Consider the following 25,655-nt stretch of genomic DNA (forward strand, 5'->3'; position numbering starts at 1 on the left):
AATTGCGGTGCTAACGGGACAATGCTGGACACAGACGAGGAAATTGTCGAGGCAACGAGGAGAACTATGACGATCATCCAGCACTCGCGAGGGTCAACGGCGGGCAGCGATGAGCCACAGGGCCGCAGCACGACGGATGCGCGGCTGCTCGCCTGGGTCGACCAGGTCGCGGCGCTCACCAAGCCCGAATCGATCGTGTGGTGCGACGGTTCCCTGGCCGAGTTCGACCGCATCACCCGCCTGCTGGTGGCGGAGGGCAAGCTCATCAGGCTGAACCCCGAGTGGCGGCCGAACAGCTTCCTCGCGCGCACCGACCCGAGCGACGTCGCGAGGGTCGAGGATCGCACGTTCATCTGCTCCGCCGAGCCGGATGCCGCCGGACCCACGAACAACTGGCGCGATCCCACGGAGATGCGCGCCGTCCTCGATGCGCTGCTCGACGGCTCGATGCGCGGGCGGGTCATGTACGTCGTGCCGTTCTCGATGGGCCCGGTCGGCGGTGCGCTCTCGCGCCTCGGCGTGCAGATCACCGACTCGGCGTACGTTGTGGCGAGTATGCACGCCATGGCGCGAACGGGTCGCGAGGCGCTCGAGCTCATCGAGCGGGGTGAATCGTGGGTGCCCGCCGTGCACAGTGTCGGAATGCCCCTCATCGATGAGCGCGGCCGCCGCGTCGACGACGTGGCCTGGCCATGCAATGAGACGAAGTACATCGTGCACTTCCCCGAGGACCGTGAGATCGTCTCGTACGGTTCCGGCTACGGCGGCAACTCCCTGCTCGCGAAGAAGGCGTTCGCGCTGCGCATCGCCAGCGTGATGGCGCGCGACGAGGGCTGGCTTGCCGAGCACATGCTGCTCGTGCGCATCACCTCGCCCGAGGGGCAGGCGTACCACGTCGCCGCGGCGTTCCCTTCGGCGTGCGGCAAGACGAACCTCGCCATGATGCGCCCGGCGCTACCCGGCTGGAGCGTCGAGACGATCGGCGACGACATCGCCTGGCTGCGCCCCGGAGACGACGGCCGGCTCTGGGCCATCAATCCCGAGAACGGCTTCTTTGGCGTCGCGCCCGGCACCGGCATGGGCACCAACCCGACCGCCGTCGAGACCATGTGGGGCAACACCATCTTCACGAACGTCGCCCTGCGTGACGACGGTGACGTGTGGTGGGAAGGGCTCACGGACACCCCGCCGGCGCACCTCATCGACTGGCGGGGTGAAGACTGGACGCCTGAGAGCGGGCGCGTTGCGGCGCATCCGAATTCTCGTTTCACCGTGGCGGCCGCGCAGTGCCCCTCCATTGCAGACGATTGGGATGCTGCAGAAGGCGTGCCGATCGACGCGATCATCTTCGGCGGGCGTCGCGCCACGAATGTGCCGCTCGTCACCGAAGCCGGCTCGTGGGAGCAGGGCGTGTTCATGGGCGCGACCATCGCCTCAGAGCGCACCGCGGCGGCGGAGGGCGAGCTGGGCGAGCTGCGCCGCGATCCGTTCGCCATGCTGCCGTTCTGCGGCTACAACATGGCCGATCACTGGGCGCACTGGCTGCGCATGGGGGAGCGGCTGGGGGCATCGGCGCCGGCGATCTTCCGGGTGAACTGGTTTCGCAAGGGCGAGGATGGGCGCTACCTGTGGCCGGGGTTCGGCGAGAACGCGCGCGTGCTCGCGTGGATCGTGCGGCGGCTCGAGGGCGAGGCCGGGGCGATGCGCACACCGGTCGGCCTGGTGCCGCTGGAGCGCGAGCTCGACATCGACGGGCTCGACGTGACCGAGGCAGACCTCGACGAGCTGTTCGCGGTCGATCCCGAGCAGTGGATCGCCGAATGCGACTCAACTGAGGAGTACTTCGACCGTTTCGGCAATCGCGTGCCGCAGGCTCTGCGCGCCGAGCTCGCAAGCCTGCGCTACCACCTCACCCTCTGAAGCGGCTCGAGGAGGCCGCGCAGCTGTGGGCCCCGGAGCCCGCGCAGCGGGCGTCTCGAAACCCGGCTTGGATGTGGAATTCGAGACGGTCGCTGGCGCGACCTCCTCAATCCGCGTCCTCGAGACCTACACGAGCAGCTGGTGCTTCGCCAGGTCGCGGTACAGCGGCGTCGTGCCGACGAGTTCCGAGTGCGTGCCCACGCCGACGACCTGCCCGTGATCGAGCACCACGATCTGGTCGCTGTCGACCACCGTGGAGAGCCGGTGCGCGATCACGATCATGGTGCGATGCTCGGCGACCGCGTCGATCGCCTCCCGCATGAGCTGCTCGTTGCGCCCGTCGAGGCTCGACGTCGATTCATCGAGCAGCAGGATGGGCGGCGCCGCGAGCAGCGCCCTGGCAATGGCCAGCCGCTGACGCTCGCCACCGGAGAGCATGATGCCCTCCTCGCCCACGGGTGCGCCGAGCCCCAGCTCGTTGCGTTCGAGCACCTCGGTGAGGTTCACGGCGTGCAGCACGTCGATGCATTGCTCGTCGGTCGCATCGGGCGCGGCCAGCGTGAGGTTGTCACGGATTGTGCCCGCGAGTACGGGCGCATCCTGCTCCACGTAGCCGATCTGTGCGCGCAGCTCGTCGCGCTTGAGACTGCGGATATCGATGCCGCCCAGGCTGATCACGCCCGCGGTCGGGTCGTAGAACCGCTCGATGAGCGCGAGCGTCGTGCTCTTGCCCGCACCCGAGGGGCCGACCAGCGCCGTGCGCTTTCCCCGCGCCGCCTCGAACGTCACTCCGCGCAGCACCGGGGCGTCACCGTACGAGAAGTGCACGTCGTCGAAGGCGATCGCCGCGGCATCCGGGTTCACTGACGCATTTGCGGCGCCGACGGTCATCGCAAGCGGGGCGATGTCGCGGTCGTTCTCGCCCTCTGACGGCAGGGAGATGATCTCCTCGATGCGACCGAGCGCTCCGAGCGCCGAGTTGACCGACGTGAGCGCGCCGAACGCCTGGCCGAGGGGCATGATCATCATGAACAGGAACAGGATGAACGCCACGAGGTTCGCGATCGTGATGGCGCCGCTCGCCACCCGGAACCCGCCGACGCCCAGCACCACCAGGAACGACACCTGCATGGCGATGCCCGCCACCGGCACGACGAGCGCCGAGATCTTCGCGACCCGGATTCCCATGCTCCAGGCACCTCTCGCGTCGCTCTCGACCGCCGCGATCTCCCGCTCGGTGGCGTTGGCGGCGCGAATGGTGCGCACCGCAGTGATGGCCCTCTCGACGGATGCCGCCAGGTCGCCGACGCGCTCCTGGGCCTTGCGGCTCGCGACCCGGATGCGCCCCGACAGCACCGTGACGGTGACGACCGACGCGGCGATCACGAGCACGGTCAGCCCCAGCAGCACGGGGTCGATGATGAGCATGGCGATGAGCGCGCCGACGAACGTGAGCACGCCGCCGATCGCCTCGATGAGCCCCTGCGTGAGCACGGCCCGCAACAGCGTGGTGTCGCTGCCGACCCGGGAGACGAGGTCGCCGGTGCGCCGGGTGTCGAACTCGCCGATGGGAAGGTGCAGCATGCGTGCCACCAAACGCTTGCGGCTCGAGAGCACGATGCCCTCGCCGGTGCGCTGCAGCAGGTAGTGCTGGTAGCCGGTGATCAGGCCCGAGACGACCACGAGTGCCACGAGCGCCCAGACCAGACCACCCAGCGGCTTGGATGCGCCCACGACCGAGATCACCTGGCTCACGAGCAGCGGCTGCGCCAGGCTCGCGAGCGCGCCGAGAATGCTGAGCCCGATGATGAGGGCCATGACGGGTCGGTGCTCGAAGATGTACGGCAGCAGCTGGCGGAAGGTGGCGCGTGGGCCATCGTCTTTCGACGGGCGGCGGAAGGGGCTGCGACGTGCGGTGGGGGTTTCGCTCATTGCTCTTCTTCGTGGGTCGGGTGGGGGCAAGCGTCGTGTTGGGGGCGCCGTCGCCTACCTTATGACCGTAGTTCGTGTGAACACCGAGACAGAGCGACGTGGGCGCCCCGGATGCTGGCGCCGCGATGTCACCCCCCTCGTCTACAGTTATGACTTGTGCCAGGGCCTGTCATCACCGCAACGAAGCTCGTGAAGAAGTACAAAGACTTCGCGGCCGTCGACGGCATCTCGTTCCAGGTGGCGCCGGGGGAGTCGTTCGGCCTGCTCGGCCCCAACGGTGCGGGTAAATCCACGACCATGCGCATGGTGGGCGCGGTCTCCACGCGCACGAGCGGCGACCTCGAGATCCTCGGCCTCGACCCCAACGCCTTCGGGCCCGAGATCCGTTCCCAGCTCGGCGTAGTGCCGCAGACCGACAACCTCGACACCGAGTTGCGGGTGCGCGAGAACCTCATGGTCTACGGCCGCTACTTCGGCCTGCCCCGCGCCGCCGTCGCCGCGCGAGCCAGTGAGCTGCTCGAGTTCGCCCAGCTCGCCGACAAGGCGAAGGCCAAGGTCGACGATCTCTCCGGCGGCATGAAGCGCCGGCTCACCATCGCTCGCGCGCTCATCAACGAGCCTCGCATCCTGCTGCTCGACGAGCCGACCACGGGCCTCGACCCGCAGGCCAGGCACATCCTGTGGGATCGCCTGTTCCGCCTCAAAGAGCAGGGCACCACCCTCGTGCTCACGACCCACTACATGGACGAGGCCGAGCAGCTCTGCGACCGCCTCGTCGTGGTCGACAAGGGCCGCATCATGGCCGAGGGCTCGCCTGCCGCGCTCATCCGTGAGTACTCGTCTCGCGAGGTGCTCGAGGTGCGCTTCGGCTCCGAGCGAAATGCGGATGCCGCAACGCGCCTCGCCGGCATCGGCGACCGCATCGAGGTGCTCCCCGACCGCATCCTCGTGTACAGCTCCGACGGTGAGGCGGAGCTCGCGCGCATCACCGAGCTCGGGCTGCACCCCATCACGAGCCTCGTGCGCCGCTCGAGCCTGGAGGACGTGTTCCTGCGCCTCACGGGCAGGAGCCTGATCGAATGACCACCGTGCGCGCTCGCCGCTTCGGCGCCTGGTACGTGGCCGAGCACCGCCTGCTCGTGATGCGCTCGTACCTGCAGACCATCGTCATCTCGGGCCTCGGCAACCCGCTGCTCTACCTCTACGCGATGGGCGTTGGTCTCGGCAGCCTCGTGAGCAGCAACATGGGCGCCGGCGCGGTCGACGGCGTCAGCTACCTCACGTTCGTGGCGCCGGCGCTGCTGTGTTCCGCGGCGCTGACCACCGCATCCGAGGAATTCACCTACCCCGTCATGCTCGGCTTCAAATGGAATCCCACGTTCTTCGGCATGAACGCGGCCCCCATCTCGCCCGGCCAGATCATCGACGGGCTCATCATCGCCACAACGGCCCGGGTCGTCGTGACGAGCGCCGTGTACTACGGGTTCATGCAGCTGTTCGGGGCGGTGCCATCGGCGTGGGGGTTCGCCACGATCGTCGTCGCCACGCTGACGGCGCTGGCCTTCGGCATCCCGGTCATGACGTATGTCGCCACGATCGAGCAGGACACCGGGCAGATCGCGATGCTCATGCGCTTCGTGCTTCTGCCGATGACGCTGTTCTCCGGAACGTTCTTCCCGCTGACGGCGATGCCGGTGTTCCTGCAGTGGATCGGCTGGATCTCGCCGCTCTGGCACGGCGTGCAGCTGGCGCGCGTGTTCGCGTACGGGGCGAGCGAGCCGGCGTGGCTGACGGTCGTGCACGTCGTGTACATGCTGGCGCTCGTGACGGTCTGCTGGGCGTGGAGCAGGCGCATCGCGGCGAGGAGGCTCAACAAGTGACCGGCATTCGGGAGCAGCCCCGAGCATCCGTCTCGGCTGGTCGGCCTTTCAAGGCGCTGTACGCGGGCAACGCCTCCTCTGTTATGCAGCGGGGCTGGTTGGCGACGCGATCGACGAACTGGCTCGTGGTCGTCTCGGGATTCTTTGAGCCCATCTTCTACCTGCTCTCGCTCGGCATCGGGCTCGGCTCGCTCGTCGGCAACGTCACCGCGGCAGACGGGCACGACATTCCGTACGCGGCGTTCATCGCGCCCGGCCTGCTCGCGACCGCCGCGATGAACGGCGCCATCTACGACTCCACCTGGAACGTCTTCTTCAAGATGCGCTTCGCGAAGCTGTACGAGGGCATGCTGTCGACCTCGCTCGGCCCGCTCGACGTCGCGCTCGGCGAGATCGGTCTGGCGCTCGCGCGAGGGGCGCTCTACGCGCTGGGCTTCATGGTGGTCATGCAGGTGCTCGGCCTCAACCTGTCGTGGTGGGCCATCGCCGCGCTGCCGGCGGTGCTGCTCGTGGCGTTCGGCTTCGCGAGCTTCGGCATGGGCATCACGAGCTATATGACGTCGTTCCAGCAGATGGATCTCATCAACATCGTGATGCTGCCCATGTTCCTGCTCTCAGCGACGTTCTACCCGCTGTCGGTGTACCCCGAGCCGGTGCAGTGGGTGATCCAGGCGCTGCCCCTGTGGCAGGGCGTCGAGCTGATCCGTGGCCTGACCACCGGCGTCGTGGGCGTGGGGTTGCTGTGGCACGTGCTCTACTACCTCGTGATGATCCTGCTCGGGCTCATTCTCACGACCCGCCGCCTGCGCGCCCTTTTCCTCGACTGAGTCGGCGTGTCGAGATCCCGGGAGAACGCTGGGAATCCGGTTAGGCTGGCGGCATGGGTACCCTCTTGAACGTTCTTCACGTCGTCGCCGCGGTCTTCATCATCGGCCCCATGGCGATCCTGCCGCATCTCGCGCCGCGCCTGATCCGCACCGGGCACGGCGGCCAGGTCGTGGCCCTGGCGAAGTCGGTCACCCTCTTCAGCTGGCTCTCCCTGATCGTCGTCGTCTTCGGCTTCGGCGTCATGGGCATGTACAAGATCCCATTCGACCGCACGTGGATCTGGCTCTCGATCGTGCTCTACGTCATCGCGCTGCTGCTCAGCCTCTTCCTGGTGGCGCCCGCGATGCGTCGCGCGGGGCAGGCCCTCGAACTCAGCACAGCGGATGCCGCCGTCACCGACACCCCCGCCTCAGGCACCGGTGTCGCCACCGAGAAGCCCAGCGTCGGCGCGATCTCCGGCGGTGCCGGCATCGCCACCCTGTGTCTCATCGCGGTCGTCGTCTTCATGGTCTGGCACATCTGACCCCGTCTGGCACATCTGAGCCGTCTGGCACATCTGACCCGACAGGCACATCTGACCGTCTACTGGCGCTCCGCGCTCCGCACTACCTAGCCGGTGCTCGCAGGCCCTCCAGCACGCGCGCCATCGCCAGTGCGGCGTGGGCGGCCTCGGCGCCCTTGTCCTCCTTCGAGCCCTCGAGCCCCGCGCGGTCCAGGCCCTGCTGCTCGTCGTCCAGGGTGAGCACGCCGAAGCCCACGGGCTTTCCCGTGTCGAGCGCCACGCGGGTCAGCCCGTCGGTCGCCGCCGCCGACACGTACTCGAAGTGGGGTGTTCCGCCGCGGATGATCACGCCGAGGGCGACCACCGCATCCGCACCGGCCTGAAGCGCGACCGCGCTCGTGACCGGCAGCTCGAAGCTGCCCGGCACGCGCACGAGCGAGTACTCGGCGCCTGACTCCTCGAGAACGCGCGTCGCCCCCGCGATCAGCCCGTCGCTGATCGTCTCGTGCCATGTGCCGGCGACGATCACGAGACGCAGCCCCCGCCCGTCCACGTGCTCAAGCTGCTGGGGTGCCCCGGCTCCGCTCATCCTGCGTTCTCCTCTTGTTCGATCGCGGTCGCGGCCAGAGGCAGCGAATGCCCCATGCGGTCCCGCTTGGTTTCCAGGTAGGCCTCGTTGTACGGCCCGGCGCCCACGACCAGCGGCACGCGTTCGAGAACGCGAATGCCGTGATCGCCGAGCTGCCGTTCCTTCTCGGGGTTGTTCGTCAGAAGACGAACGGATGCGATGCCCAGGTCATCGAGGATCGCTGCGGCGGCGCCGTAGTCCCGTGCGTCCACGGGCAGGCCGAGCGCCAGGTTGGCGTCGAACGTGTCGAGCCCGTCCTCCTGCAGCCGGTAGGCGCGCAGCTTGTTGGTGAGGCCGATGCCGCGGCCCTCGTGCCCGCGCAGGTAAATGACGATGCCCCCGTCGCGCTGGATCGTGTCGAGTGCCGCGTCGAGCTGCGGGCCGCATTCGCACTTCAGCGAGCCGAAGGCCTCGCCCGTCAGGCACTCCGAGTGCACGCGCACGAGCGTGCCGTCGTGCGGTTCGCCCGCGACGATCGCCACGTGGTCGGCGCCGGTCATGCGATCCCGGTACGCACGCATGACGAACGGTCCGTGCGAGGTCGGCACGGTGGTGGAGACCTCGAAGATCACGCGCGAGCTCTCGGGCGTCGCCGCGACGGGCTCGAGCGGCGTGTCGCAGTGGAACTCCTCGAGGTAGGCGAGCAGCGCCCCGATCGTGGTGACGAGCACGCCCTCGCGCTCGCCGAGCTCGATGAGGCCGGGCAGGCGCATCATCTCACCGTCGTCGGCGACGATCTCGCTGATGGCCGCGACCGGGGTCAGCCCGGCCAGTTTCAGCAGATCCACCGCCGCCTCGGTGTGTCCGTCGCGCTCGCGCACCCCGCCGTCCCGCGCCCGCAGCGGCATGATGTGGCCGGGGCGGTGCACGCTCGAGGGGGTCGATGCGCCGTCAGCGAGCACGCGCAGCGTGTGAGCGCGATCCGCTGCACTGATGCCTGTGCTCAGCCTGTTCGCCGCGTCGACGCTCACGGTGTAGTTGGTGCCGCGGTCGTCCTCGTTGTCAACGACCATGACGGGCAGGTCGAGCCGGTCGGCGATCTCGTTCGTCATGGGTGCGCAGATGAAGCCGGAGGAGTGCTTGACCGTCCACGCGATCCACTCCTGGGTGGCGAGTTCAGCGGCGAGAATGACGTCACCCTCGTTCTCACGGCTTTCGTTGTCTGCCACGATCACGGGCAGGCCCGCGCGCAGGGCGACGAGTACGTCGGGTATGGATGCGAGGCTCATGAGGCGCTCCGTAGGGTTGCGGCCGGGGCGTCGAACGCGAGCATGCGCTCGACGTGCCTGGCCAGGATGTCGGTTTCGATGTTGACGACGTCGCCCTCCGTGAGCGCGCCGAGTGTTGTGGCGGTGAGGGTCTCGGGGATCAGCGACACCTCGAACCAGGCGCCGCCCGCCGAGCCCGCTGAGTTTGCCGAGCCCGCTGAATTTGCCGAGCCCGCTGAATTTGCCGAGCCCGCTGAGTTCGCCGCGCCCGCCGAGCCCGCCTCGCTGACCGCGCTCACCGTGAGCGAGACGCCGTCCACGGCGATCGAGCCCTTGCGCGCGACGAGCGGGGCGAGCGCGCGGTCGAGACCGAACCGCAGCACGCGCCACGCGCTTCCCGGCGTCACGCTGAGCAGGGTGGCGGTGCCGTCGATGTGCCCCTGCACGATGTGGCCTCCCAGTCGGTCGCCGACCCGCGCGGCCCGCTCCAGGTTGACCCGGGAGCCGACGCCGAGCCGATCGAGCGTGCTCATCGCGAGCGTCTCTGCCATGACGTCGGCCGTGAACGTGTCCTCGCTCCGCGCCACGACGGTCAGGCACACGCCGCTGACACTGATGGAGTCGCCGTGCCGCGCATCCGTCACCGTCACCGGGCCCCGCACCGTGAGGCGCGCGGCGTCTGGCGTGTTCTCGACGGCGGTGATCTCGCCGATCTCTTCGATGAGCCCTGTGAACATCAGCTCTCCTCTTCCATGGAATGCAGCGGCCTGCTCGGGTCTGGCCTGGTGGCGGGCAGGATCGTGCCCCCGTCGCGCGGATGCGCGACGATCATGAGGTCGTTGCCCAGACGCTCGACCCCGGTGATCTCGAGGCGCCTCGCCTCGGCGATGGTGCCGACGCCGATATCGGCGATGGCGGTGTGTGGCCCGCCGAGCAGGCTGGGTGCGAGGTAGACGACGAGCTCGTCCACGAGCCCTGCGGCCAGAAACGCGGTTGCGAGTGTCGGCCCGCCCTCGACGAACGCGCGCCGCACCCCGAGGCCGAAGAGGTGGTCGAGCACCTGCGCCAGGTCGTGTGTCGGCGCAATGAACGGGGCATGCGGATGCCGGAACACCGCCGCATCGCTCGGAATCTGCCGCACCCCCACCACCACGGGCATGGGCTGACGCGGCATCAATTCGCCCGCGTCGCCGCGCGCGGTGAGGCTGGGATCGTCGCTGAGAACCGTGGCGGTGCCCACGATGATGGCGTCGGAAGCCTCTCGCTGCTCGTGCACGCGCTGCCGGGCTGCCGCCCCGATGATCCACTTGCTCGTGCCGTCGGCCGCGGCCGTACGCCCATCGAGGCTGCTCGCCCACTTGAGGGTGACGAAGGGCCGCCCGAGGCGCGCCGCGGGCAGCCAGTCGCCGAGAAATCGCTCGACCTCGTCGCCGAGAACGCCGCCGATCACCTCGACGCCGGCGTCGTGCAGGCGCCGCGCACCGCCGCCCGAGCGAACCCCGGGGTCGGATGCCGCGTAGACCACCCGTGCGACGCCCGCCTCGATGAGCGCCACCGAGCACGGCCCGGTGCGGCCGGTGTGGTTGCACGGCTCGAGCGTGACGACGACCGTGCTGCCGCGCGCGTCCCCCGGCTCCAGGTGGCCGAGCGCGTCGATCTCGGCGTGCGGGGTGCCCGCGCCGCGGTGCCAGCCCTCGGCGATGACGGCGCCATCCGCGTCGAGAATGACGCAGCCGACGCGCGGGTTCACGCCCGTCGCGGGGCCGTGCGCGGCGAGGGCGAGGGCGCGACGCATCGCTGCCTCGTACGCCGCTGCCGCCATCCGCTCACCCGTTTCGTCTCGAAACGCGTTCCGGGGCTCGGCATGGCCGAATATCGGCCGCCGCAACAGATGCGTTCGGCCGCGTGCTGCCTCCCATCCGGACTGAGGGTGAGCCTCCGCTCACCCATTACCGTCGGTGCCGGAATTCCACCGGCTCAGCGACGCGCGCCCCCTCTTCAGGAAGCACGTGTCGGTCGCGGACTGTCACCGCCGGTTCGGACTTTCACCGACCCCGGAGCACGTTGATCTGCACTCAGTCTAGGTCAATCGCGCGTGTGGTCGCGCTATTCCCGTAACAATGCGACGCGCCGTCCAGCTGCCGCGAACCGGCGCCCGGGATCGACCCGAGCGCCGGTTTTGCGTGAGTGGAAGCGACGGTGGAATGCCTTAGTTCACTCCTCGTCGGCCGTCGAAGGCGGCGGCACGACCTCCTCGCGGTACGCGGCGTGCGCACCGGCCGCCTCTGCTGCAACCGTCGTCGTGTCACGCGTGCGCCCGACCGGCTCGGTGTCGAAGCCGCGCGAGTGCAGCACGTCCCCGATGAACAGGTCGTAGAGGAACACGCCGATGATGCCACCGATCAGTGGCCCGATGATGGGCACCCAGAAATACCAACTGAACGAGCCGTCGATCGTTCCCGGCATCGCGACTTGCCCCCAGCCGGCGATCCACGCGAAGAGGCGGGGGCCGAAGTCACGGGCGGGGTTGATCGCGTATCCGGCGTTGGCGCCGAACGACATGCCGATCGCGGCCACGATGAATCCCACGATGAGCGGGCCCAGGTTCGCCTTGACCGCCGTGTTGCGCATGTCGATGACCGCGACGAGCACCATCACCAGGAACGCTGTGCCGACGATCTGGTCGATCAGCGGCCCGGTGGGGTTGCCGTGGTAATACGGGGCGGGGAAGGTCGCGAAGATCGAATAGGTCGCGAGGCCACCCGCGGCATCCCGCGCCGTCTTCGACGCCTTGTTGAACGCGTCGATCGCGTCGTGGTACACGAGGTAGACCAGCGCTGCGCCCGCGAACGCGCCCACCAGCTGCGCGGCCATGTACGGCAGCACCTTGCGCCAGGGGAACTTGCGGCGCACCGCGAACGCCAGCGTCACCGCCGGGTTGATGTGCGCACCGCTGACGCCGCCGGCCACGTACACGCCGAGGGCGACGGCGAATGCCCAGCCCCAGGCGATCAGCAGCCAGTCACCGGCCCCGAGGAAGAACGTCGTCGGCCCCGACGTGCGTCCGGAGCCCGGCAGCGCGGCGACTGCCATCGCCACGACCCCGTCTCCGAAGGCGATCAGGACGAACGTGCCCAGAAACTCTGCGAGCACCTCGCCCCACGTGCCGCCGAGTCGCTTCAATGGTGCGCCGTTGCGCAGCGCAGATCTGATGGGTGTGATATCGCTCACGATGAATCTCCTTCGATTCGTTCGCCAGGCGCGTGCCGTGCCGTCTCGTCTCTCGCTTTGTGCGAGCGTGCCGACGATTCGGCTCGGCCCTCGCTAGTCGTCGCTATCCGTGTAATGACCGTGCAGGCCGTCGCGCTCGTGCGCCTCGGGGTCCGTCTCGGTGTTCGTGTACCCGCCTTCAGCATCGGACTGCGGCATGGTGTCCGTGTCTTCAGCGGTGTACCGTCCGTGTACACCGTGTGGCGACGGCTCCTGGCCGTTCACCTCGGTGTACCGGCCCTCGGCTTCGTCTCCGGCCGGCGCGTTGCTCGACTGCGCGGTCATGATCGCTCCCTCCTTGCTCTCCGCCCTCGTGTCTCGGGGGTGCCTTCGGGGCAGGTCCAGCAATGCGGCCTGCGATTGTGATGTTACGCCCGGCGTGCAGCGCTGCGCTAGAGACGGCTCTCGGCATCCGCTTGGCGACCAATGCCTGATCAGAGGGCGTGTCATCTTCTCGCTCATTTACGAGACCAGCGGATGCCGCGGCTGACGCCGCTCCTACGCGGCGGGCTCCTGCTCCATGAGCACCCGCGCCGTGGCCTCGTCCACGATGAGGTCGGTGATGAGCCCGGCCGCGAGGGCGCCGCGGAGGCTGGGCACCTTCGACGCGCCGGCGACCACCGCGATGCGCCGGGGCGTGCGCCGCAGCATGTCGAAGTCGGGGCCTGTCGCGCGGGCGTTGAGCGGGATGTCCCGGTAGCTGCCGTCGGCCCGGTAGAACACGGTCGCGACGTCGCCGACAACGCCCGCGGCCTCGAGCGATTCGTAGTCCTCCTTGTCGAGGTAGCCGCCGATGTACACGTGGCTCGGCACCACAGCGAAGGGCGAGCCGAGGCCGAACAGCGCCACGTCCATGCGGGCCTGGATGTCGAGCACGCGGCGGGTGCCCCGCTCGCGCCAGAGAGCCTGCTTGGTCGCGGGGTCGTCGAAGAAGGCGGGCACGGGGAACTGCTGGCTGGTGGCGGAGAACGCGTCGGCGAAGCGGCGCAGGATCTCGCTGGCGTACACGATCCCGGTCGTCAGGTTGTTGCCCGCGCCGTTCAGCTGCACGAACTCCACGTCGTGCAGCTCCTTGGGCACGAGGTGGCGGCTGATGGCCGTGACGGTCGAACCCCAGGCGAGGCCGACGATCATGTTGGAGTCGATGTAGCGGTCGAGAATACGTGCAGCCGAGAGGCAGACGCGCTCGAGCCGGTCGATGTCGCTCGTGCTCTCGGGCACGGGCACGATGTTGACGGCAATGCCGTGCGCCTCCTGAATATCCCGTTGCAACTGCGCCGTGCGGTCGAGGGGCGAGCGAATCTGGATGTCGACCAGCCCCGTGTTACGGGCGAAACTCAGCAGTCGCGAGATGGAGGAACGCGACGTGTGCATCTCGTGGGCGATGGCGTCCATCGTCAGGTCCTGCAGGTAGTAGAGATGGGCGGCGGTGAGAGCGTCCCGCACCTTGTCGCCTGCGCCCGCATCCGTCATCTCTTACGCCTCTCAATCGTGGTGCACGTATGTGCATACTACTTGACCGAAATTCTCGCTCGTCCGCACAATGCTGGGAGGACGGTTGTGCGCACGGGCTCACGGCCACGCGAGAACGAAGAGGCTTAGGTGACGACGTGACACGACAGAAGGACTCGGGTCAGGCACGCGAGGTTGTCGCGGCGATCAGGAATGCACCACACGCGCAGGTAGTGGTCATCGGCGGCGGCATCAACGGCATCGGCACGTTCCGCGACCTCGCGCTCCAGGGGGTCGAGGTCGTGCTCGTGGAGCGGGGAGACTTCGCTTCGGGCGCCTCGAGCGCGTCGAGCCACATGATCCACGGCGGCATCCGCTACCTCGAGAACGGCGAGTTCCGGCTCGTGCGCGAGTCGGTGCACGAGCGCAACGGCCTGCTGAAGATCGCGCCGCACTACGTCAAGCCGCTGCGCACAACAATCCCGATCTTCTCCACGTTCTCGGGCATCATGGCCGCCCCGTTGCGGTTCCTTACGCATCGCCAGGGAAAGATCGTGGAGCGCGGTGCGTTCCTGATCAAGCTCGGGCTCACCATGTACGACGCGTTCTCGCGTGACGGCGGCACGGTGCCGCGCCATGTGTTCCGCGGTGCGGCCGCCTCGAAGCGCGAGCTGCCGCGGCTGAACCCGGACACGAAGTACACGGCAACCTACTTCGACGCGTCGGTGCACGAGCCCGAGCGCCTTGCGCTCGACGTGCTCATGGACGGCCTCGCGAGCGGCCCGCACGCGCGCGCAGCGAACTACCTCGAGGCGGTGGGCGTCGCCGACGGCGGCGTCCGCGTGCGCGACACGCTCAGCGGCGACGAGTTCACGATCACGGCCGACGTGGTCGTGAACGCATCCGGCCCCTGGACCGACCTCACCAATGAGGCTCTCGGCGGCGAGACGCGCTACATGGGAGGCACCAAAGGCTCGCACATCGTGCTCGACAACCCCGAGCTGCTCGAGGCGTGCGCGGGGCGCGAGCTCTTCTTCGAGAACTCCGACGGGCGCATCGTGCTCATCTACCCGCTGCGCGGTCGTGTCATGGTCGGCACCACAGACCTGGAGGCCGACATCCGTCAGCCTGCGCGCTGCACCGAGGAGGAGGTCGACTACTTCTTCGACCTCGTCTCGCACGTTTTCCCAGACGTGGCGATCGACCGCAGTCAGATCGTGTTCCGCTTCTCCGGGGTGCGACCGCTGCCGCGACACGACGACACCCAGCCCGGGTTCGTCTCGCGCGACTACCGCATCGTGCCCACCACGCCTGCCGGCCTGAACGGCGCAACAGTGCTGAGTCTCGTCGGCGGCAAGTGGACCACGTTCCGCGCCGTCGCCGAGCATCTGGCCGGCGACGTGCTCGCGCTGCTGGGCCGCGAGCGCCGGGTGAGCACGAACGGGCTGGCGATCGGTGGCGGCCGCGGGTACCCGACGACGGATTCCGCCCGCCGCGACTGGATCGCGGCGAACGGTGCGGGCGTGGGCCGCGGGCGGGCGGAGCAGCTGCTCGCGCGCTATGGCACCAGGGCGAAACAGGTCATCGCGTTCCTCGAGGAACACGGCGACCGGGCACTCACGCACACCGACGAGCTGACCTCGGGCGAGCTGGTCTTCATCGCCGAGAACGAGCTCGTCGTGCACGTGGCCGACGTGCTGCTGCGCCGCACGAGCATGGCATTCGACGGACGAGTGGATGCCGCCGTCATCGACGAGATCGCGCGCGAGCTCGGGAGCATCCTCGGCTGGTCGGATGCCCGCGTTCGCGACGAGGTCGCCGCCGCCAGGGCCGTCATGACTGAAGAGCACGGGGTGCGGCTGGGGCTGCCGGCGGAGGCGTCGGCAACGGCATCCGAATAATGCACGAACGTGCACGTGGCGGTGCTTGTCCTTGCTGTGCGTTCCCCGATAGCTTCATCCCGACTCCGCGATAAGCGGAGCCCAACGGGCCGCTCGTCCGGCGCCCGCGACTCGAATGGAAGGTCAACGTGGACAATCTCGGATTAGTAATGCTCTCGGAGGTCGTCGGCACGGCGATGCTCGTGCTCCTGGGTACGGGTGTCGTTGCGAACGTCGCCCTCGTCAAGAACAAGGGGTTCAACGGCGGGTTCCTGATGGTCAACATCGGCTGGGGCCTCGCGGTCTATGCCGGTGTGATCGTGGCGTACAACTCGGGTGCCCACCTGAACCCCGCGGTCACGCTCGGGCTGTGGGCGAGCGGGGCGACCGAGTTCGGCTCAGGGGTGCCGGTGAACGCACTCTCGATCCTCGCGTACCTTGCGGCCGAGATGATCGGCGCCATCCTCGGCGCGGTGTTCTGCTGGCTGGCATACAAGCGCCACTTCGACGAGGAGCCGGACCCGGCGAACAAGCTGGGCGTGTTCTCGACGGGGCCCGCCATCCGCAGCTATGGCTGGAACCTCGTCACCGAGATCATCGGCACGTTCGTTCTGGTGTTCGTAGTGATCGCGTTCGGCGGCGGACGTCAGGGTGACGGCGGCCTCGCGGCGCTCGGCGCGCTGCCCGTGGCGCTGCTCGTCATCGTGATCGGTACCTCGCTCGGTGGCCCGACGGGTTACGCCATCAACCCGGCCCGTGACCTCGGCCCGCGCATCGCACACGCGTTCCTGCCCATCAAGGGCAAGGGCTCGAGCGACTGGTCGTACTCGTGGGTGCCGGTCGTCGGCCCCATCATCGGCGGTCTTCTCGCCGGTGTCGCCTCCTACGCGCTGCTTCCCATCATCCACGTCGCGACCGGGGCGTAACCTTGCCTCAGCGGCATCTGACAATGGAGTTCGGTAACCATGAATGATTATGTAATTGCGATCGACCAGGGCACGACCTCGAGCCGGGCGATCATCTTCGACAAGTCGGGTTCGATCATCTCGAGCGGGCAGCTCGAGCATGAACAGATCTTTCCGAAGGCGGGCTGGGTCGAGCACAACCCGAAGGAGATCTGGACCAACACCCGCGAGGTGATCGGTCAGGCGCTCTCGAAGGCCAACCTCACTCGGCACAACATTGCGGCGATCGGCATCACCAACCAGCGCGAGACCGCTGTGGTGTGGGACAAGAACACGGGCGAGCCGGTGTACAACGCCATCGTCTGGCAGGACACCCGCACGCAGCACATCGTCGATGAACTGGCGAAAGACGGGGGAGTCGAGCGCTTCAAGCAGATCGTCGGTCTGCCCCTGGCCACGTACTTCGCCGGCACGAAGATCAAGTGGATCCTCGACAACGTCGACGGTGCACGCGAGAAGGCTGAGGCTGGCGATCTGCTCTTCGGCACGACCGACACGTGGGTTCTGTGGAACCTGACCGGTGGTGTGAACGGGGGCGTGCACGCGACGGACGTCACGAACGCCAGCCGCACGCTGTTCATGGATCTTGAAACGCTGCAGTGGCGCGAGGACATTCTCGAGGTCTTCGGCGTGCCGGCCTCGATGCTGCCCGAGATCCGCAGCTCGTCCGAGGTCTACGGCATGGCCGAGCCGAACAGCCTGCTGCGCGAGGTGCCCATCGCGGGCATCCTCGGCGACCAGCAGGCCGCCACGTTCGGCCAGGCCGCGTTCGACAAGGGCGAGGCCAAGAACACATACGGCACCGGCAACTTCCTCATCTTCAACACGGGTGAGGAGATCGTGCACTCGAAGAACGGTCTGCTGACGACGCTCGGCTACAAGCTCGGCGATGCGGCACCGCACTATGCGCTCGAGGGTTCGATCGCCGTCACCGGTTCGCTCGTGCAGTGGCTGCGCGACAACCTGGGCCTCATCACGTCTGCCAGCGAGATCGAGGCGCTGGCGGCATCCGTCGATGACAATGGTGGCGCGTACTTCGTGCCCGCCTTCTCGGGTCTGTTCGCGCCGTATTGGCGAGCGGATGCGCGGGGTGCCCTCGTGGGCCTGACGCGCTACGTCAACAAGGGCCACATCGCCCGCGCCGTGCTCGAGGCGACCGCGTTCCAGACGCGCGAGGTGCTCGACGCGGTCAACGCCGACTCGGGCGTGCCGCTGACGGAGCTGAAGGTCGACGGCGGCATGATCGCCAACAACCTGCTCATGCAGTTCCAGGCCGACGTGATCGGCGTGCCGGTCGTGCGGCCCGTCGTGGCGGAGACCACGGCGCTCGGTGCGGCGTACGCGGCGGGCCTCGCGGTCGGGTTCTGGAGCGACCTGGACGACCTGCGTAAGAACTGGCAGGAGGACAGCCGCTGGACCCCGTCGATGGACGAGGAAGAGGCCGAGCGCCTGGTTCGCACGTGGAAGAAGGCCGTGACGAAGACCTTCGACTGGGTCGACGAAGACACGAAGTAGCAGCGCGACCGCGGGGGCGGGGCGTGCCGGTTCGACCGGCCGCCCCCCCCCCGCGCGTCTCCCGCGCTGCTCCCGTCGCAGCGCACCCGTCGCGCCGCCCGCGGCTCGAACCAAAACGACGGTGTTTCTGTCGAAATGGTCGGATTTCTGGGTCGAGGGAGAGTCTTTCGCCAGGATCTCCGTCGTTTTCGTTCTGGTCGGGGACGCCGACCCAGGCAGCGGCAGAGGCGACCCGTCTTCCAGGGCGAGAAGCCGACGCGCGGCCACGAGGGTCAGGCAGCCAGGAGCGGCGCGGGCCCGCTGCTGACCGGCATAGTCGAGTTCACCGGCGAGATAGCGGTGGTCGTGCCTCACTTCGAGCTGGTGCCAGAAGGCAACCTCGGCGGTCGGGTCGGTCACCCGGTACGGCGTCCCGAGAGTGCGCAGGTGATCGATGATGCCCGCGTCGACCGCGGCCCGATGTGCGAACAGGGTGTCGTCGAGGTCGAACAGCACGACCCGCACCCGCACCGGCGCAGGCCGAGCACGCGCCGAAAACGACGGTGATTCTGTCATTTCATGCTCGCTCGCTGGCTTAACCGACCAAAGTCGTCACAATCGCCGTCGTTTTCGTTCGACACGCGAAGTAGATGCGCCCCGCGCCTCGCTGCCCAACCGCGCAAACGTGAACGGGGGCCAGCCGGGGACCGGTGTGCGGGGGTCTGTCGCCAGCAGGGCGGCAGACCAGTCATCCAGACGGATGCCGCGCTGCACGCCCGCGAGTCGGTGCATGCCCTCGAACCGGAACCCCGCGCGCCGTGCCACCCCGGCCGAAGCCGTATTGCCGACGAACGCGCGCCACTCGATCCGGCGCAGTCCCAGCCCCTGGCCGTTCCCCAGCCCCTGGCCGCTCCCCAGTCCCTGGCCATCCCGCAGTCCCTGGCCGTTCTGCAGGCCCGGTGCGTGATCCAGCCGGCGTCCGGGCCCCGGCTCTGCGAAAGCCCACGAGCACACCAGCCCGACGGCCTCGCTCATCACGCCGAGGCCACGCGCGCCGGGCGCCAGCCAGAAGCCGATTTCGGCAGCGCCATCGGTGATGTTGTCGAGGCCGATCATGCCCACGAGCGGCCCGACCTGAACTGAATTCGACTCGAAGAAACCCGCCCCCGCACCAGGCGAGCCCGCCTCCGCACCAGGCGAGCCCGCCCCCGCACCAGACGAACCCGCCCCCGCACCAGACGAACCCGCCCCCGCACCACGCGACCCCGAGCTCGCGCCCGCCGAGCCGGCGTCACCCGCCTGCCGCGACGCACCCAGCGCCAGCGGCCCGCCCATCCGGATGCCCCACGTGCAACTCGTGCCCTGCTCCCAGCCGGGCGTCGCAACCTCACGCACGAAGCCCTCGGCATCGGCTCGCGTGTACGGCGACGGCACGGTCGTCCACCGCTGGATGGCCTCGTCCTGGCACTCCGCCGTGATGGCGGCGACGTCGTCGAGCGTCGGCGCCGAAAGCGCCAGCCGCGAGGACCTGAGCACGACGGGCTCCACGCGCCTCAGCGCCCCCGTGGCAGGAAGCCGATGCGGTCGTACACCTTCGCCAGCGTCACCTCGGCAACCGCGTTTGCGCGGTCCGCGTTCGCCGCGAGAATGCGGTCGAGCTCCGCCGGGTCGTCGAGCAGCTCGAGCACCCGCTCGCGAATCGGCCCGAACTCGCCGGCCACAACCTCCGCCAGGTCCTTCTTGAAGTCGCCATAGCCGCGGCCCGCGTACTCGTCTTCGAGTGTCGCTATCGAGCGCCCGCTCAGCACCGAGTAGATGGTGAGCAGGTTCGAGACGCCCGGCTTGTTCTGCCGGTCGTAGGCGACGCGGCCATCCGTGTCTGTCACAGCCCGCATGATCTTCTTGCGCGTGACCGACGGCTCATCGAGCACCCACAGCACGCCCGCGTGCGACTCGGCCGACTTCGACATCTTCGACGTCGGGTTCTGCAGGTCGTAGATGCGCGCCGTCTCCTTCAGAATGATCGCCTCAGGCACCACGAACGTCTCGCCGAAGCGGGCGTTGAATCGCTCAGCGAGGTCGCGGGTCAGCTCCACGTGCTGCCGCTGGTCGTCTCCCACGGGCACGACCTCGGTGTCGTAAAGCAGAATGTCGGCCGCCATCAGAATGGGGTACGCGAAGAGCCCCACGGTCGTGCCCTCGGCCCCGAACCGCTGCGACTTGTCTTTGAACTGCGTCATGCGGCTGGCCTCGCCGAAGCCGGTGATCGTGTTCAGCACCCAGGCCAGTTCTGCGTGCGCAGGCACCTGCGACTGCACGTACAGGGTCGAGGCCGACGGGTCGATGCCGGCCGCGATGTACTGGGCCGCCGTGCGCCGGGTCTGCGCGCGCAGCGCCGCCGGATCCTGCTCAGCCGTGATCGCGTGCATGTCGACCACCGAGAAGAACGCGTCGTGGTCGGCCTGCAGCGCCTTCCACTGCAGCAGCGCGCCGATGTAGTTGCCGGCCTGCAGCGAGTCGGCCGACGGCTGCATGCCCGAATAGAGGCGGGGGAGTGAGGAGTGGGTCATGATGCGGTTCCTTGCAGAAAGACCAGCGGATGCTTCGCGCGGCGCGAGCGCCGCGCTCAGTCGCGCGAGCTGGTCGGTGTGGTGAAGAGGTCAGATGGCGTAGTCGACCACGACGGGCGTGTGGTCGGAGAATCGCTCGTCGTACGCCGCCGCACGGTCCACCGCGTATTCCTTCACGCGTGCGGCCAGGGCGGGTGTCGCCAGGTGGTAGTCGATGCGCCAGCCCGTGTCGTTGTCGAACGCCTGGCCGCGCCACGACCACCACGTGTACGGCCCGTCGACCTCACCGGCCCACTTGCGGCCAACGTCGACCCAGCCGAGCCCGGCGCCGTCGTTGTAGTTCGGCTCGCCCTCGGACCCCAGGAAGCGGTCGAAGTACGCGCGCTCCTCCGGCAGGAAGCCGGCGCGCTTCACATTGCCCTTCCAGTTCTTGATGTCGAGGGTGCGGTGGCCCACGTTCAGGTCGCCGACCACGACGGTCAGCTCGTTGTGCTCGGCGAGCTCGGGCAGCCTGGCCTGCATACCGTCGAGAAACCGGTACTTCTCCACCTGCTTCGGGGTGTCGGCGACGCCCGAGTGCACGTAGGTGCTCACGACCGTGACGATCGAGCCGTCGACGTCGTAGTCGGCCTCCAGCCAGCGGCCCGCGCTGTCGAAATCCTCGTCGCCGAACGTGACTCGGTGGATCGACGCCTTGCGACGGCTCGCCAGCGCCACCCCCGCGCGGCCCTTCGCGCTCGCCGCGTCATGCAGGATGTTCCAGCCCGGCCCGAGCAGGTTCTCGATGTCTTCCGTCGAGGCGCGAACCTCTTGAATCGCGAGGATGTCGACGTCGCGCTTGTCGAGCCACGCGCCCATGCCCTTGCGGTAGGCGGCGCGGATTCCGTTCGTGTTGATGGTCGCGATTCTCAGCGGCTTCGAGGGCATGAAATCAGTGTAGTGAGTGCCCCCGACATCGCTTCCCGGGCGACGGCGAGCGGGCGGCCACTCGCCGTTTTCACGAGCGGATGCGCGTGCCGCACCCCGTCGTCGGCGTCACGCGCCGGCATCCGCTTCACGGTGCAGCCGGTCGCGCTCGCGAAGAGCATCCCGCAGGTGCCGGCGCGACGACGCGCGGTGCGGCCACCGAGCCTCGGCGACGCCACGCCGGGCGTCGGAGACGGCGGCGTCGGCAAGTAGCAGGCGCGCCTGCACCCGGCGCTGGTGCTCGGCGGCGCGCTCGTCCTCTGGGCTGCGGGCCGAATAGCCGTGGTCCGCCATGACGGTGGCGATCCAGGCAGCCCCGAGCAGGATCACGGTGCAGATCAGGTTGAACCAGATGAGCAGCCCCACGAACACCACGAACGACGCGAGCAGCGGGTTGTTGTCGGCGCCGCCGAGCAGCAGTCCGCTGATGCTGCTCATGACGACCAGCACAACGCCGCCCGCGAGAGAACCGACGGTGAGAATCGACATCGGGATGCGCACCTGCGACAGCACCCGGTACATGAGGGCGAGTGCGAAGCCGTTCAGCGCGACCGCGATGATGTAGCCGACGATGCGCGCCGTTGCAGTGGCCCAGATGGTGTGCGCGCCGACGCCGACGAGCGAGAACACGAAGTCGAGGGCGCTGGAACTCGCGACCGAGACGACCGCCGACGCGATCAGCAGCACGCCGAACAGCACGGCTAGCCCGAGGTCGGCCGACTTCTGCACCACGAAATTGCGCTTGTCGTTCGGCAGATCGAAGATGTCGCGGATTGACTTGCGGGCGGCGGCCATCCAGCCGATGGCCTTCCAGAGCAGGCCGACGAGGGCGATCGCGCCCGTCCAGCTGAGCGCCGTGCCGTTCAGGAGCGCGTGCGGCTGCACCGCGCCGCCCTTGCCGATGAGCCCGGGAATCGTGCGGTTGATCGCGTCGATCAACGCCCGCGTGAGCTCATCGTCGGCGCGCAGCCACAGGCCGATGATCGAGAACAGCACCCACAGGCCGGCGAAGATCGCGAAGATCGACTGGTACGCCATGCCCGCCGCGAGCAGCCCTCCGTCGCGCTGACCGAGCCGTAGGAACGCTCGCACCGGCTGCAGAGCCTTCGCCCAGGCGATGAGTGCCTTGAGACGGTCGATGAACGAGGGCTTGACTGCCGGTGTACGCTCCCCAGCGGATGCGGCCACGCCGGTCGCCGTGGCGTCGGCCGTGCCCGTGCTTCTGGCGTCGGCCGTGGCCGTGCTCCTGGCGTCGGCCGTGGCCGCGTCGGCATCCGTCCCCCTGCTCACGCCCCCAGACTAATCAGGGCCGGCTCATTTTGCCGAGGGGTAGCGCGAAGGCCTCGCCCGGGCCGCGATCTGACGCTCGAGAGTGGGTGTTCGCGACGAAACGCGGTCGTGCCAGGTGCTATTTCGTCGCGAACACCCACTCTCGGCGCTATGGCGGAGTAGGCCTAGCGGCCCTTCGCGAGCACAGCTCGCTCGGCGGAAAGCGCGGCACGGGCCCACTGGGCCCCTGCCTCCTAGCGCTTTCCGCGCATTATTGCCTGCTTGACCTCGGCGATCGCCTGCGTCACCTGGATGCCGCGGGGGCACGCCTCGGTGCAGTTGAAGGTCGTGCGGCAGCGCCACACGCCCTCCTTGTCGTTCAGGATGTCGAGGCGTACGTTCGAGGCGTCGTCGCGCGAATCGAAGATGAAGCGGTGCGCGTTCACGATCGCGGCCGGGCCGAAGTACTGGCCGTCGGTCCAGAACACCGGGCACGACGACGTGCACGCGGCGCACAGGATGCACTTGGTCGTGTCATCGAAGCGTGCGCGCTCGGCGGCCGACTGCAGGCGCTCCTTGCCCTTCTCGGGCTTCGAGTTGGCCTGCAGGAACGGCTGCACCTCGCGGTACGAGGCGAAGAACGGCTCCATGTCGACGACAAGATCCTTCTCGAGCGGCAGGCCCTTGATGGCCTCCACGTAGATGGGCTTGGAGATGTCCAGATCCTTGATGAGGGTCTTGCACGCGAGCCGGTTGCGACCGTTGATGCGCATCGCGTCAGAGCCGCAGACGCCGTGCGCGCACGAGCGGCGGAACGTGAGCGAGCCGTCCTGTTCCCACTTGATCTTGTGCAGGGCGTCGAGCACCCGGTCCGTCGCGTACATCTCGACGTCGAAGTCCTGCCAATGCGGCTCCGAGTCGACGTCAGGGTCGAAGCGCCGAATGATCAGCGTGACGGTGAACGTCTGAATGGCCGGCTCCGCCGGTGCGGGTGCGCCCTCCAGCTCGGCAGTGGACATCAGTACTTCCTCTCCATGGGCTGGTAGCGCGTGATCACCACGGGCTTCCAGTCCAGCGTGATGTGGTCGCCCGCATCGGCGGAGTGGGGATCGCCGGTGAGGTAGGCCATGGTGTGCTTCATGTAGTTCTCGTCGTCGCGCTTGGGGTAGTCGTCGCGCATGTGGCCGCCGCGGCTCTCCTTGCGGTTTCGGGCCGAGTAGACGACGACCTCGGCCAGGTCGAGCAGGAAGCCAAGCTCGACCGCCTCGAGCAGGTCGGTGTTGAACCGTTTGCCCTTGTCCTGCACCGCCACGTTCTTGTAACGCTCGCGCAGTGCGTGAATGGTGCGAGTGACCTCGTCGAGGGTCTCGTCGGTGCGGAACACCTGGGCGTTCTTATCCATCTCGTCCTGCAGCGTCTTGCGCAGGTCGGCGATGCGTTCGGTGCCCAGGCCGCCGCGCATGCTCTCGAGCATTTCGCGGATCGGCCGCGCCGGGTCCTCCGGCAGCGGCGCGTAGTCGGCATCCTTCACATAGTTCACCGCGTTGGTGCCCGCGCGCTTGCCGAACACGTTGATGTCGAGAAGCGAGTTCGTGCCGAGACGGTTCGAGCCGTGCACCGAGACACACGCGCACTCGCCTGCCGCGTAGAGCCCGGGAACAATGCGATCGTTCGTTTGCAGTACCTCGGCGCTCACATTCGTCGGGATGCCGCCCATCGCGTAGTGGGCGGTCGGCATGACGGGCACCGGTGTGGTGACGGGGTCGACTCCCAGGTAGGTTCGAGCGAACTCCGTGATGTCGGGCAGCTTGGTTTCGAGCACCTCGGCACCCAGGTGCGTGCAGTCGAGCAGCACGTAGTCCTTGTGCGGGCCGGCACCGCGCCCTTCCTGCACCTCCTTGACCATGCAGCGGGCCACGATGTCTCGGGGGGCGAGGTCTTTGATGGTGGGCGCGTAACGCTCCATGAAGCGCTCGCCGTTCGAGTTGCGCAGGATCGCGCCCTCGCCACGTGCGCCCTCAGTCAGCAGGATGCCGAGGCCGGCGAGGCCGGTGGGGTGGAACTGGAAAAACTCCATGTCTTCGAGTGGCAGGCCCTTGCGCCAGATGATCCCGACGCCGTCGCCCGTGAGCGTGTGGGCGTTCGAGGTGGTCTTGAACATCTTGCCGAAGCCGCCGGTCGCGAAGATCACGGCCTTCGCCTGGAACACGTGCAGCTCGCCGGTCGCCAGTTCATAGGCGACGACACCGGCGGGCTTGCGCTCGCCGTCGGCTGCCTCGCCCATGATCAGGTCGAGAACGTAGAACTCGTTGAAGAAGTTGATGCCGAGCTTCACGCAGTTCTGGAACAGCGTCTGCAGGATCATGTGCCCGGTGCGGTCCGCCGCGTAGCACGAGCGGCGTACGGCAGCCTTGCCGTGGTCGCGCGTGTGGCCGCCGAACCGGCGCTGGTCGATCTTGCCCTCGGGGGTGCGGTTGAACGGAAGCCCCATGTTCTCGAGGTCGATGACCGCGTCGATGGCCTCCTTCGCCAGAATCTCAGCGGCATCCTGATCGACGAGGTAGTCGCCGCCCTTGACCGTGTCGAACGTGTGCCACTCCCAGTTGTCCTCCTCGACGTTCGCGAGCGCGGCGGCCATGCCGCCCTGCGCCGCGCCCGTGTGCGAGCGGGTGGGATAGAGCTTGGAGATCACGGCGACATCCGCGCCGGCGCCCGCCTCGATGGCGGCGCGCATGCCGGCGCCGCCTGCACCCACGATCACGATTTCGTGCTTGTGATAGTGCACGCCGTCGATCACCTCGCCGGTGCCTTCGGCGGTCTGTGATGCCGCATTCTGCGGGTCGCGAGCCTCTGCCGCATTGGCCACGTTATCGGTCCTTTTCGTTGTCGGT

General features: G+C 68.2%; 22 protein-coding genes. 8 read left to right on the forward strand and 14 right to left on the reverse strand.

The window, feature by feature from the left end; all coding sequences use genetic code 11:
- Positions 1 to 66 precede the first annotated feature (66 nt).
- Entirely contained in the window at positions 67 to 1,920 is a 1,854-nt protein-coding gene (locus OSC27_RS01490) for a phosphoenolpyruvate carboxykinase (GTP) (protein ID WP_267179641.1), read from the forward strand.
- Between the two features lie 126 nt (positions 1,921 to 2,046).
- Here OSC27_RS01490 and OSC27_RS01495 read toward each other — a convergent pair whose 3' ends face one another.
- Positions 2,047 to 3,852 carry an ABC transporter ATP-binding protein gene (locus OSC27_RS01495; protein ID WP_267179642.1) on the reverse strand — a complete coding sequence of 602 codons (1,806 nt, stop codon included), beginning with the start codon at positions 3,850 to 3,852 and terminating at the stop codon, positions 2,047 to 2,049.
- A gap of 156 nt (positions 3,853 to 4,008) precedes the next feature.
- Here OSC27_RS01495 and OSC27_RS01500 point away from each other — a divergent pair, with 156 nt between their 5' ends.
- Genes OSC27_RS01500 through OSC27_RS01515 form a run of 4 tightly spaced genes read left to right on the forward strand, consistent with a single transcriptional unit; the run spans position 4,009 to position 7,083 of the window.
- Positions 4,009 to 4,935: an ABC transporter ATP-binding protein gene (locus OSC27_RS01500; RefSeq protein ID WP_267179643.1), complete on the forward strand. Its 927-nt coding sequence runs from the start codon at positions 4,009 to 4,011 to the stop codon at positions 4,933 to 4,935.
- The gene (locus OSC27_RS01505) at positions 4,932 to 5,732 is read left to right on the forward strand and encodes an ABC transporter permease (protein WP_267179644.1); all 801 of its coding nucleotides are present in this window, start codon (positions 4,932 to 4,934) and stop codon (positions 5,730 to 5,732) included. The genes OSC27_RS01500 and OSC27_RS01505 overlap by 4 nt, the downstream gene beginning before the upstream one ends.
- Positions 5,729 to 6,559 (forward strand): ABC transporter permease, encoded by an 831-nt coding sequence (locus OSC27_RS01510; protein ID WP_267179645.1) that lies wholly within the window; start codon positions 5,729 to 5,731, stop codon positions 6,557 to 6,559. The genes OSC27_RS01505 and OSC27_RS01510 overlap by 4 nt, the downstream gene beginning before the upstream one ends.
- Before the next feature lie 53 nt (positions 6,560 to 6,612).
- Positions 6,613 to 7,083 carry a DUF2269 family protein gene (locus tag OSC27_RS01515; protein ID WP_267179646.1) on the forward strand — a complete coding sequence of 157 codons (471 nt, stop codon included), beginning with the start codon at positions 6,613 to 6,615 and terminating at the stop codon, positions 7,081 to 7,083.
- An 82-nt stretch (positions 7,084 to 7,165) separates the two neighbouring features.
- On the opposite strand, the gene ribH is transcribed toward OSC27_RS01515, so the two are convergent.
- The 7 genes from ribH to OSC27_RS01550 all read right to left on the reverse strand — a co-directional run bounded on the left by ribH (position 7,166) and on the right by OSC27_RS01550 (position 13,641).
- Entirely contained in the window at positions 7,166 to 7,651 is a 486-nt protein-coding gene (gene ribH, locus OSC27_RS01520) for a 6,7-dimethyl-8-ribityllumazine synthase (protein ID WP_267179647.1), read from the reverse strand.
- The gene (ribA, locus tag OSC27_RS01525; RefSeq protein ID WP_267179648.1) at positions 7,648 to 8,919 is read right to left on the reverse strand and encodes a GTP cyclohydrolase II; all 1,272 of its coding nucleotides are present in this window, start codon (positions 8,917 to 8,919) and stop codon (positions 7,648 to 7,650) included. Before ribA ends, ribH begins: the two co-directional genes overlap by 4 nt.
- Positions 8,916 to 9,635: a riboflavin synthase gene (locus OSC27_RS01530; protein WP_267179649.1), complete on the reverse strand. Its 720-nt coding sequence runs from the start codon at positions 9,633 to 9,635 to the stop codon at positions 8,916 to 8,918. Before OSC27_RS01530 ends, ribA begins: the two co-directional genes overlap by 4 nt.
- Positions 9,635 to 10,720, reverse strand: a complete 1,086-nt coding sequence (ribD, locus tag OSC27_RS01535) for a bifunctional diaminohydroxyphosphoribosylaminopyrimidine deaminase/5-amino-6-(5-phosphoribosylamino)uracil reductase RibD (RefSeq protein ID WP_267179650.1) — start codon at positions 10,718 to 10,720, stop codon at positions 9,635 to 9,637. The genes OSC27_RS01530 and ribD overlap by 1 nt, the downstream gene beginning before the upstream one ends.
- Positions 10,721 to 11,112: 392 nt before the next feature.
- Positions 11,113 to 12,129: an MIP/aquaporin family protein gene (locus tag OSC27_RS01540; RefSeq protein WP_267179651.1), complete on the reverse strand. Its 1,017-nt coding sequence runs from the start codon at positions 12,127 to 12,129 to the stop codon at positions 11,113 to 11,115.
- 93 nt (positions 12,130 to 12,222) lie between these two features.
- Positions 12,223 to 12,453 (reverse strand): hypothetical protein, encoded by a 231-nt coding sequence (locus OSC27_RS01545; RefSeq protein WP_267179652.1) that lies wholly within the window; start codon positions 12,451 to 12,453, stop codon positions 12,223 to 12,225.
- A gap of 213 nt (positions 12,454 to 12,666) precedes the next feature.
- Complete coding sequence (locus OSC27_RS01550; RefSeq protein WP_267179653.1) at positions 12,667 to 13,641, reverse strand: sugar-binding transcriptional regulator; 975 nt, start codon at positions 13,639 to 13,641, stop codon at positions 12,667 to 12,669.
- Positions 13,642 to 13,778: 137 nt separating this feature from the next.
- On the opposite strand from OSC27_RS01550, the gene OSC27_RS01555 reads away from it, so the two are divergent.
- The 3 genes from OSC27_RS01555 to glpK all read left to right on the forward strand — a co-directional run bounded on the left by OSC27_RS01555 (position 13,779) and on the right by glpK (position 17,980).
- Positions 13,779 to 15,521, forward strand: coding sequence for a glycerol-3-phosphate dehydrogenase/oxidase (locus tag OSC27_RS01555; protein ID WP_267179654.1), 1,743 nt, complete (start codon positions 13,779 to 13,781; stop codon positions 15,519 to 15,521).
- A 176-nt stretch (positions 15,522 to 15,697) separates the two neighbouring features.
- Positions 15,698 to 16,426: an MIP/aquaporin family protein gene (locus OSC27_RS01560; protein WP_416348817.1), complete on the forward strand. Its 729-nt coding sequence runs from the start codon at positions 15,698 to 15,700 to the stop codon at positions 16,424 to 16,426.
- A 39-nt stretch (positions 16,427 to 16,465) separates the two neighbouring features.
- Positions 16,466 to 17,980, forward strand: a complete 1,515-nt coding sequence (gene glpK / locus OSC27_RS01565; protein ID WP_267179656.1) for a glycerol kinase GlpK — start codon at positions 16,466 to 16,468, stop codon at positions 17,978 to 17,980.
- A 591-nt stretch (positions 17,981 to 18,571) separates the two neighbouring features.
- Here the strand turns inward: glpK and OSC27_RS01570 are convergent.
- The 6 genes from OSC27_RS01570 to sdhA form a co-directional block, all read right to left on the reverse strand.
- On the reverse strand, positions 18,572 to 19,495 hold the full coding sequence (locus tag OSC27_RS01570) for a GNAT family N-acetyltransferase (protein WP_267179657.1): 924 nt from the start codon (positions 19,493 to 19,495) through the stop codon (positions 18,572 to 18,574).
- A 17-nt stretch (positions 19,496 to 19,512) separates the two neighbouring features.
- Entirely contained in the window at positions 19,513 to 20,529 is a 1,017-nt protein-coding gene (gene trpS / locus OSC27_RS01575) for a tryptophan--tRNA ligase (RefSeq protein ID WP_267179658.1), read from the reverse strand.
- Between the two features lie 90 nt (positions 20,530 to 20,619).
- On the reverse strand, positions 20,620 to 21,456 hold the full coding sequence (locus OSC27_RS01580; protein WP_267179659.1) for an exodeoxyribonuclease III: 837 nt from the start codon (positions 21,454 to 21,456) through the stop codon (positions 20,620 to 20,622).
- Positions 21,457 to 21,564: 108 nt separating this feature from the next.
- Entirely contained in the window at positions 21,565 to 22,785 is a 1,221-nt protein-coding gene (locus tag OSC27_RS01585; RefSeq protein WP_267179660.1) for a YihY/virulence factor BrkB family protein, read from the reverse strand.
- Between the two features lie 233 nt (positions 22,786 to 23,018).
- Positions 23,019 to 23,783, reverse strand: coding sequence for a succinate dehydrogenase iron-sulfur subunit (locus tag OSC27_RS01590; protein ID WP_267179661.1), 765 nt, complete (start codon positions 23,781 to 23,783; stop codon positions 23,019 to 23,021).
- Complete coding sequence (sdhA, locus tag OSC27_RS01595; RefSeq protein WP_267180396.1) at positions 23,783 to 25,561, reverse strand: succinate dehydrogenase flavoprotein subunit; 1,779 nt, start codon at positions 25,559 to 25,561, stop codon at positions 23,783 to 23,785. Before sdhA ends, OSC27_RS01590 begins: the two co-directional genes overlap by 1 nt.
- Positions 25,562 to 25,655: the final 94 nt, after the last annotated feature.

Origin of the sequence: Microbacterium sp. STN6 (assembly GCF_026410545.1) — a bacterium.
Taxonomy (GTDB): domain Bacteria; phylum Actinomycetota; class Actinomycetes; order Actinomycetales; family Microbacteriaceae; genus Root112D2.

Excerpts from the sequence above, each read along its gene's own strand:
- OSC27_RS01490 (WP_267179641.1), top strand. The coding sequence starts at position 67 with ATGACGATCATCCAGCACTCGCGAGGGTCAACGGCGGGCAGCGATGAG.
- OSC27_RS01495 (WP_267179642.1), bottom strand. The coding sequence starts at position 3,852 with ATGAGCGAAACCCCCACCGCACGTCGCAGCCCCTTCCGCCGCCCGTCG.
- OSC27_RS01505 (WP_267179644.1), top strand. The coding sequence starts at position 4,932 with ATGACCACCGTGCGCGCTCGCCGCTTCGGCGCCTGGTACGTGGCCGAG.
- OSC27_RS01515 (WP_267179646.1), top strand. The coding sequence starts at position 6,613 with ATGGGTACCCTCTTGAACGTTCTTCACGTCGTCGCCGCGGTCTTCATC.
- ribH (WP_267179647.1), bottom strand. The coding sequence starts at position 7,651 with ATGAGCGGAGCCGGGGCACCCCAGCAGCTTGAGCACGTGGACGGGCGG.
- ribA (WP_267179648.1), bottom strand. The coding sequence starts at position 8,919 with ATGAGCCTCGCATCCATACCCGACGTACTCGTCGCCCTGCGCGCGGGC.
- OSC27_RS01530 (WP_267179649.1), bottom strand. The coding sequence starts at position 9,635 with ATGTTCACAGGGCTCATCGAAGAGATCGGCGAGATCACCGCCGTCGAG.
- ribD (WP_267179650.1), bottom strand. The coding sequence starts at position 10,720 with ATGGCGGCAGCGGCGTACGAGGCAGCGATGCGTCGCGCCCTCGCCCTC.
- OSC27_RS01545 (WP_267179652.1), bottom strand. The coding sequence starts at position 12,453 with ATGACCGCGCAGTCGAGCAACGCGCCGGCCGGAGACGAAGCCGAGGGC.
- OSC27_RS01550 (WP_267179653.1), bottom strand. The coding sequence starts at position 13,641 with ATGACGGATGCGGGCGCAGGCGACAAGGTGCGGGACGCTCTCACCGCC.
- OSC27_RS01560 (WP_416348817.1), top strand. The coding sequence starts at position 15,698 with ATGCTCGTGCTCCTGGGTACGGGTGTCGTTGCGAACGTCGCCCTCGTC.
- glpK (WP_267179656.1), top strand. The coding sequence starts at position 16,466 with ATGAATGATTATGTAATTGCGATCGACCAGGGCACGACCTCGAGCCGG.
- trpS (WP_267179658.1), bottom strand. The coding sequence starts at position 20,529 with ATGACCCACTCCTCACTCCCCCGCCTCTATTCGGGCATGCAGCCGTCG.
- OSC27_RS01580 (WP_267179659.1), bottom strand. The coding sequence starts at position 21,456 with ATGCCCTCGAAGCCGCTGAGAATCGCGACCATCAACACGAACGGAATC.
- OSC27_RS01590 (WP_267179661.1), bottom strand. The coding sequence starts at position 23,783 with ATGTCCACTGCCGAGCTGGAGGGCGCACCCGCACCGGCGGAGCCGGCC.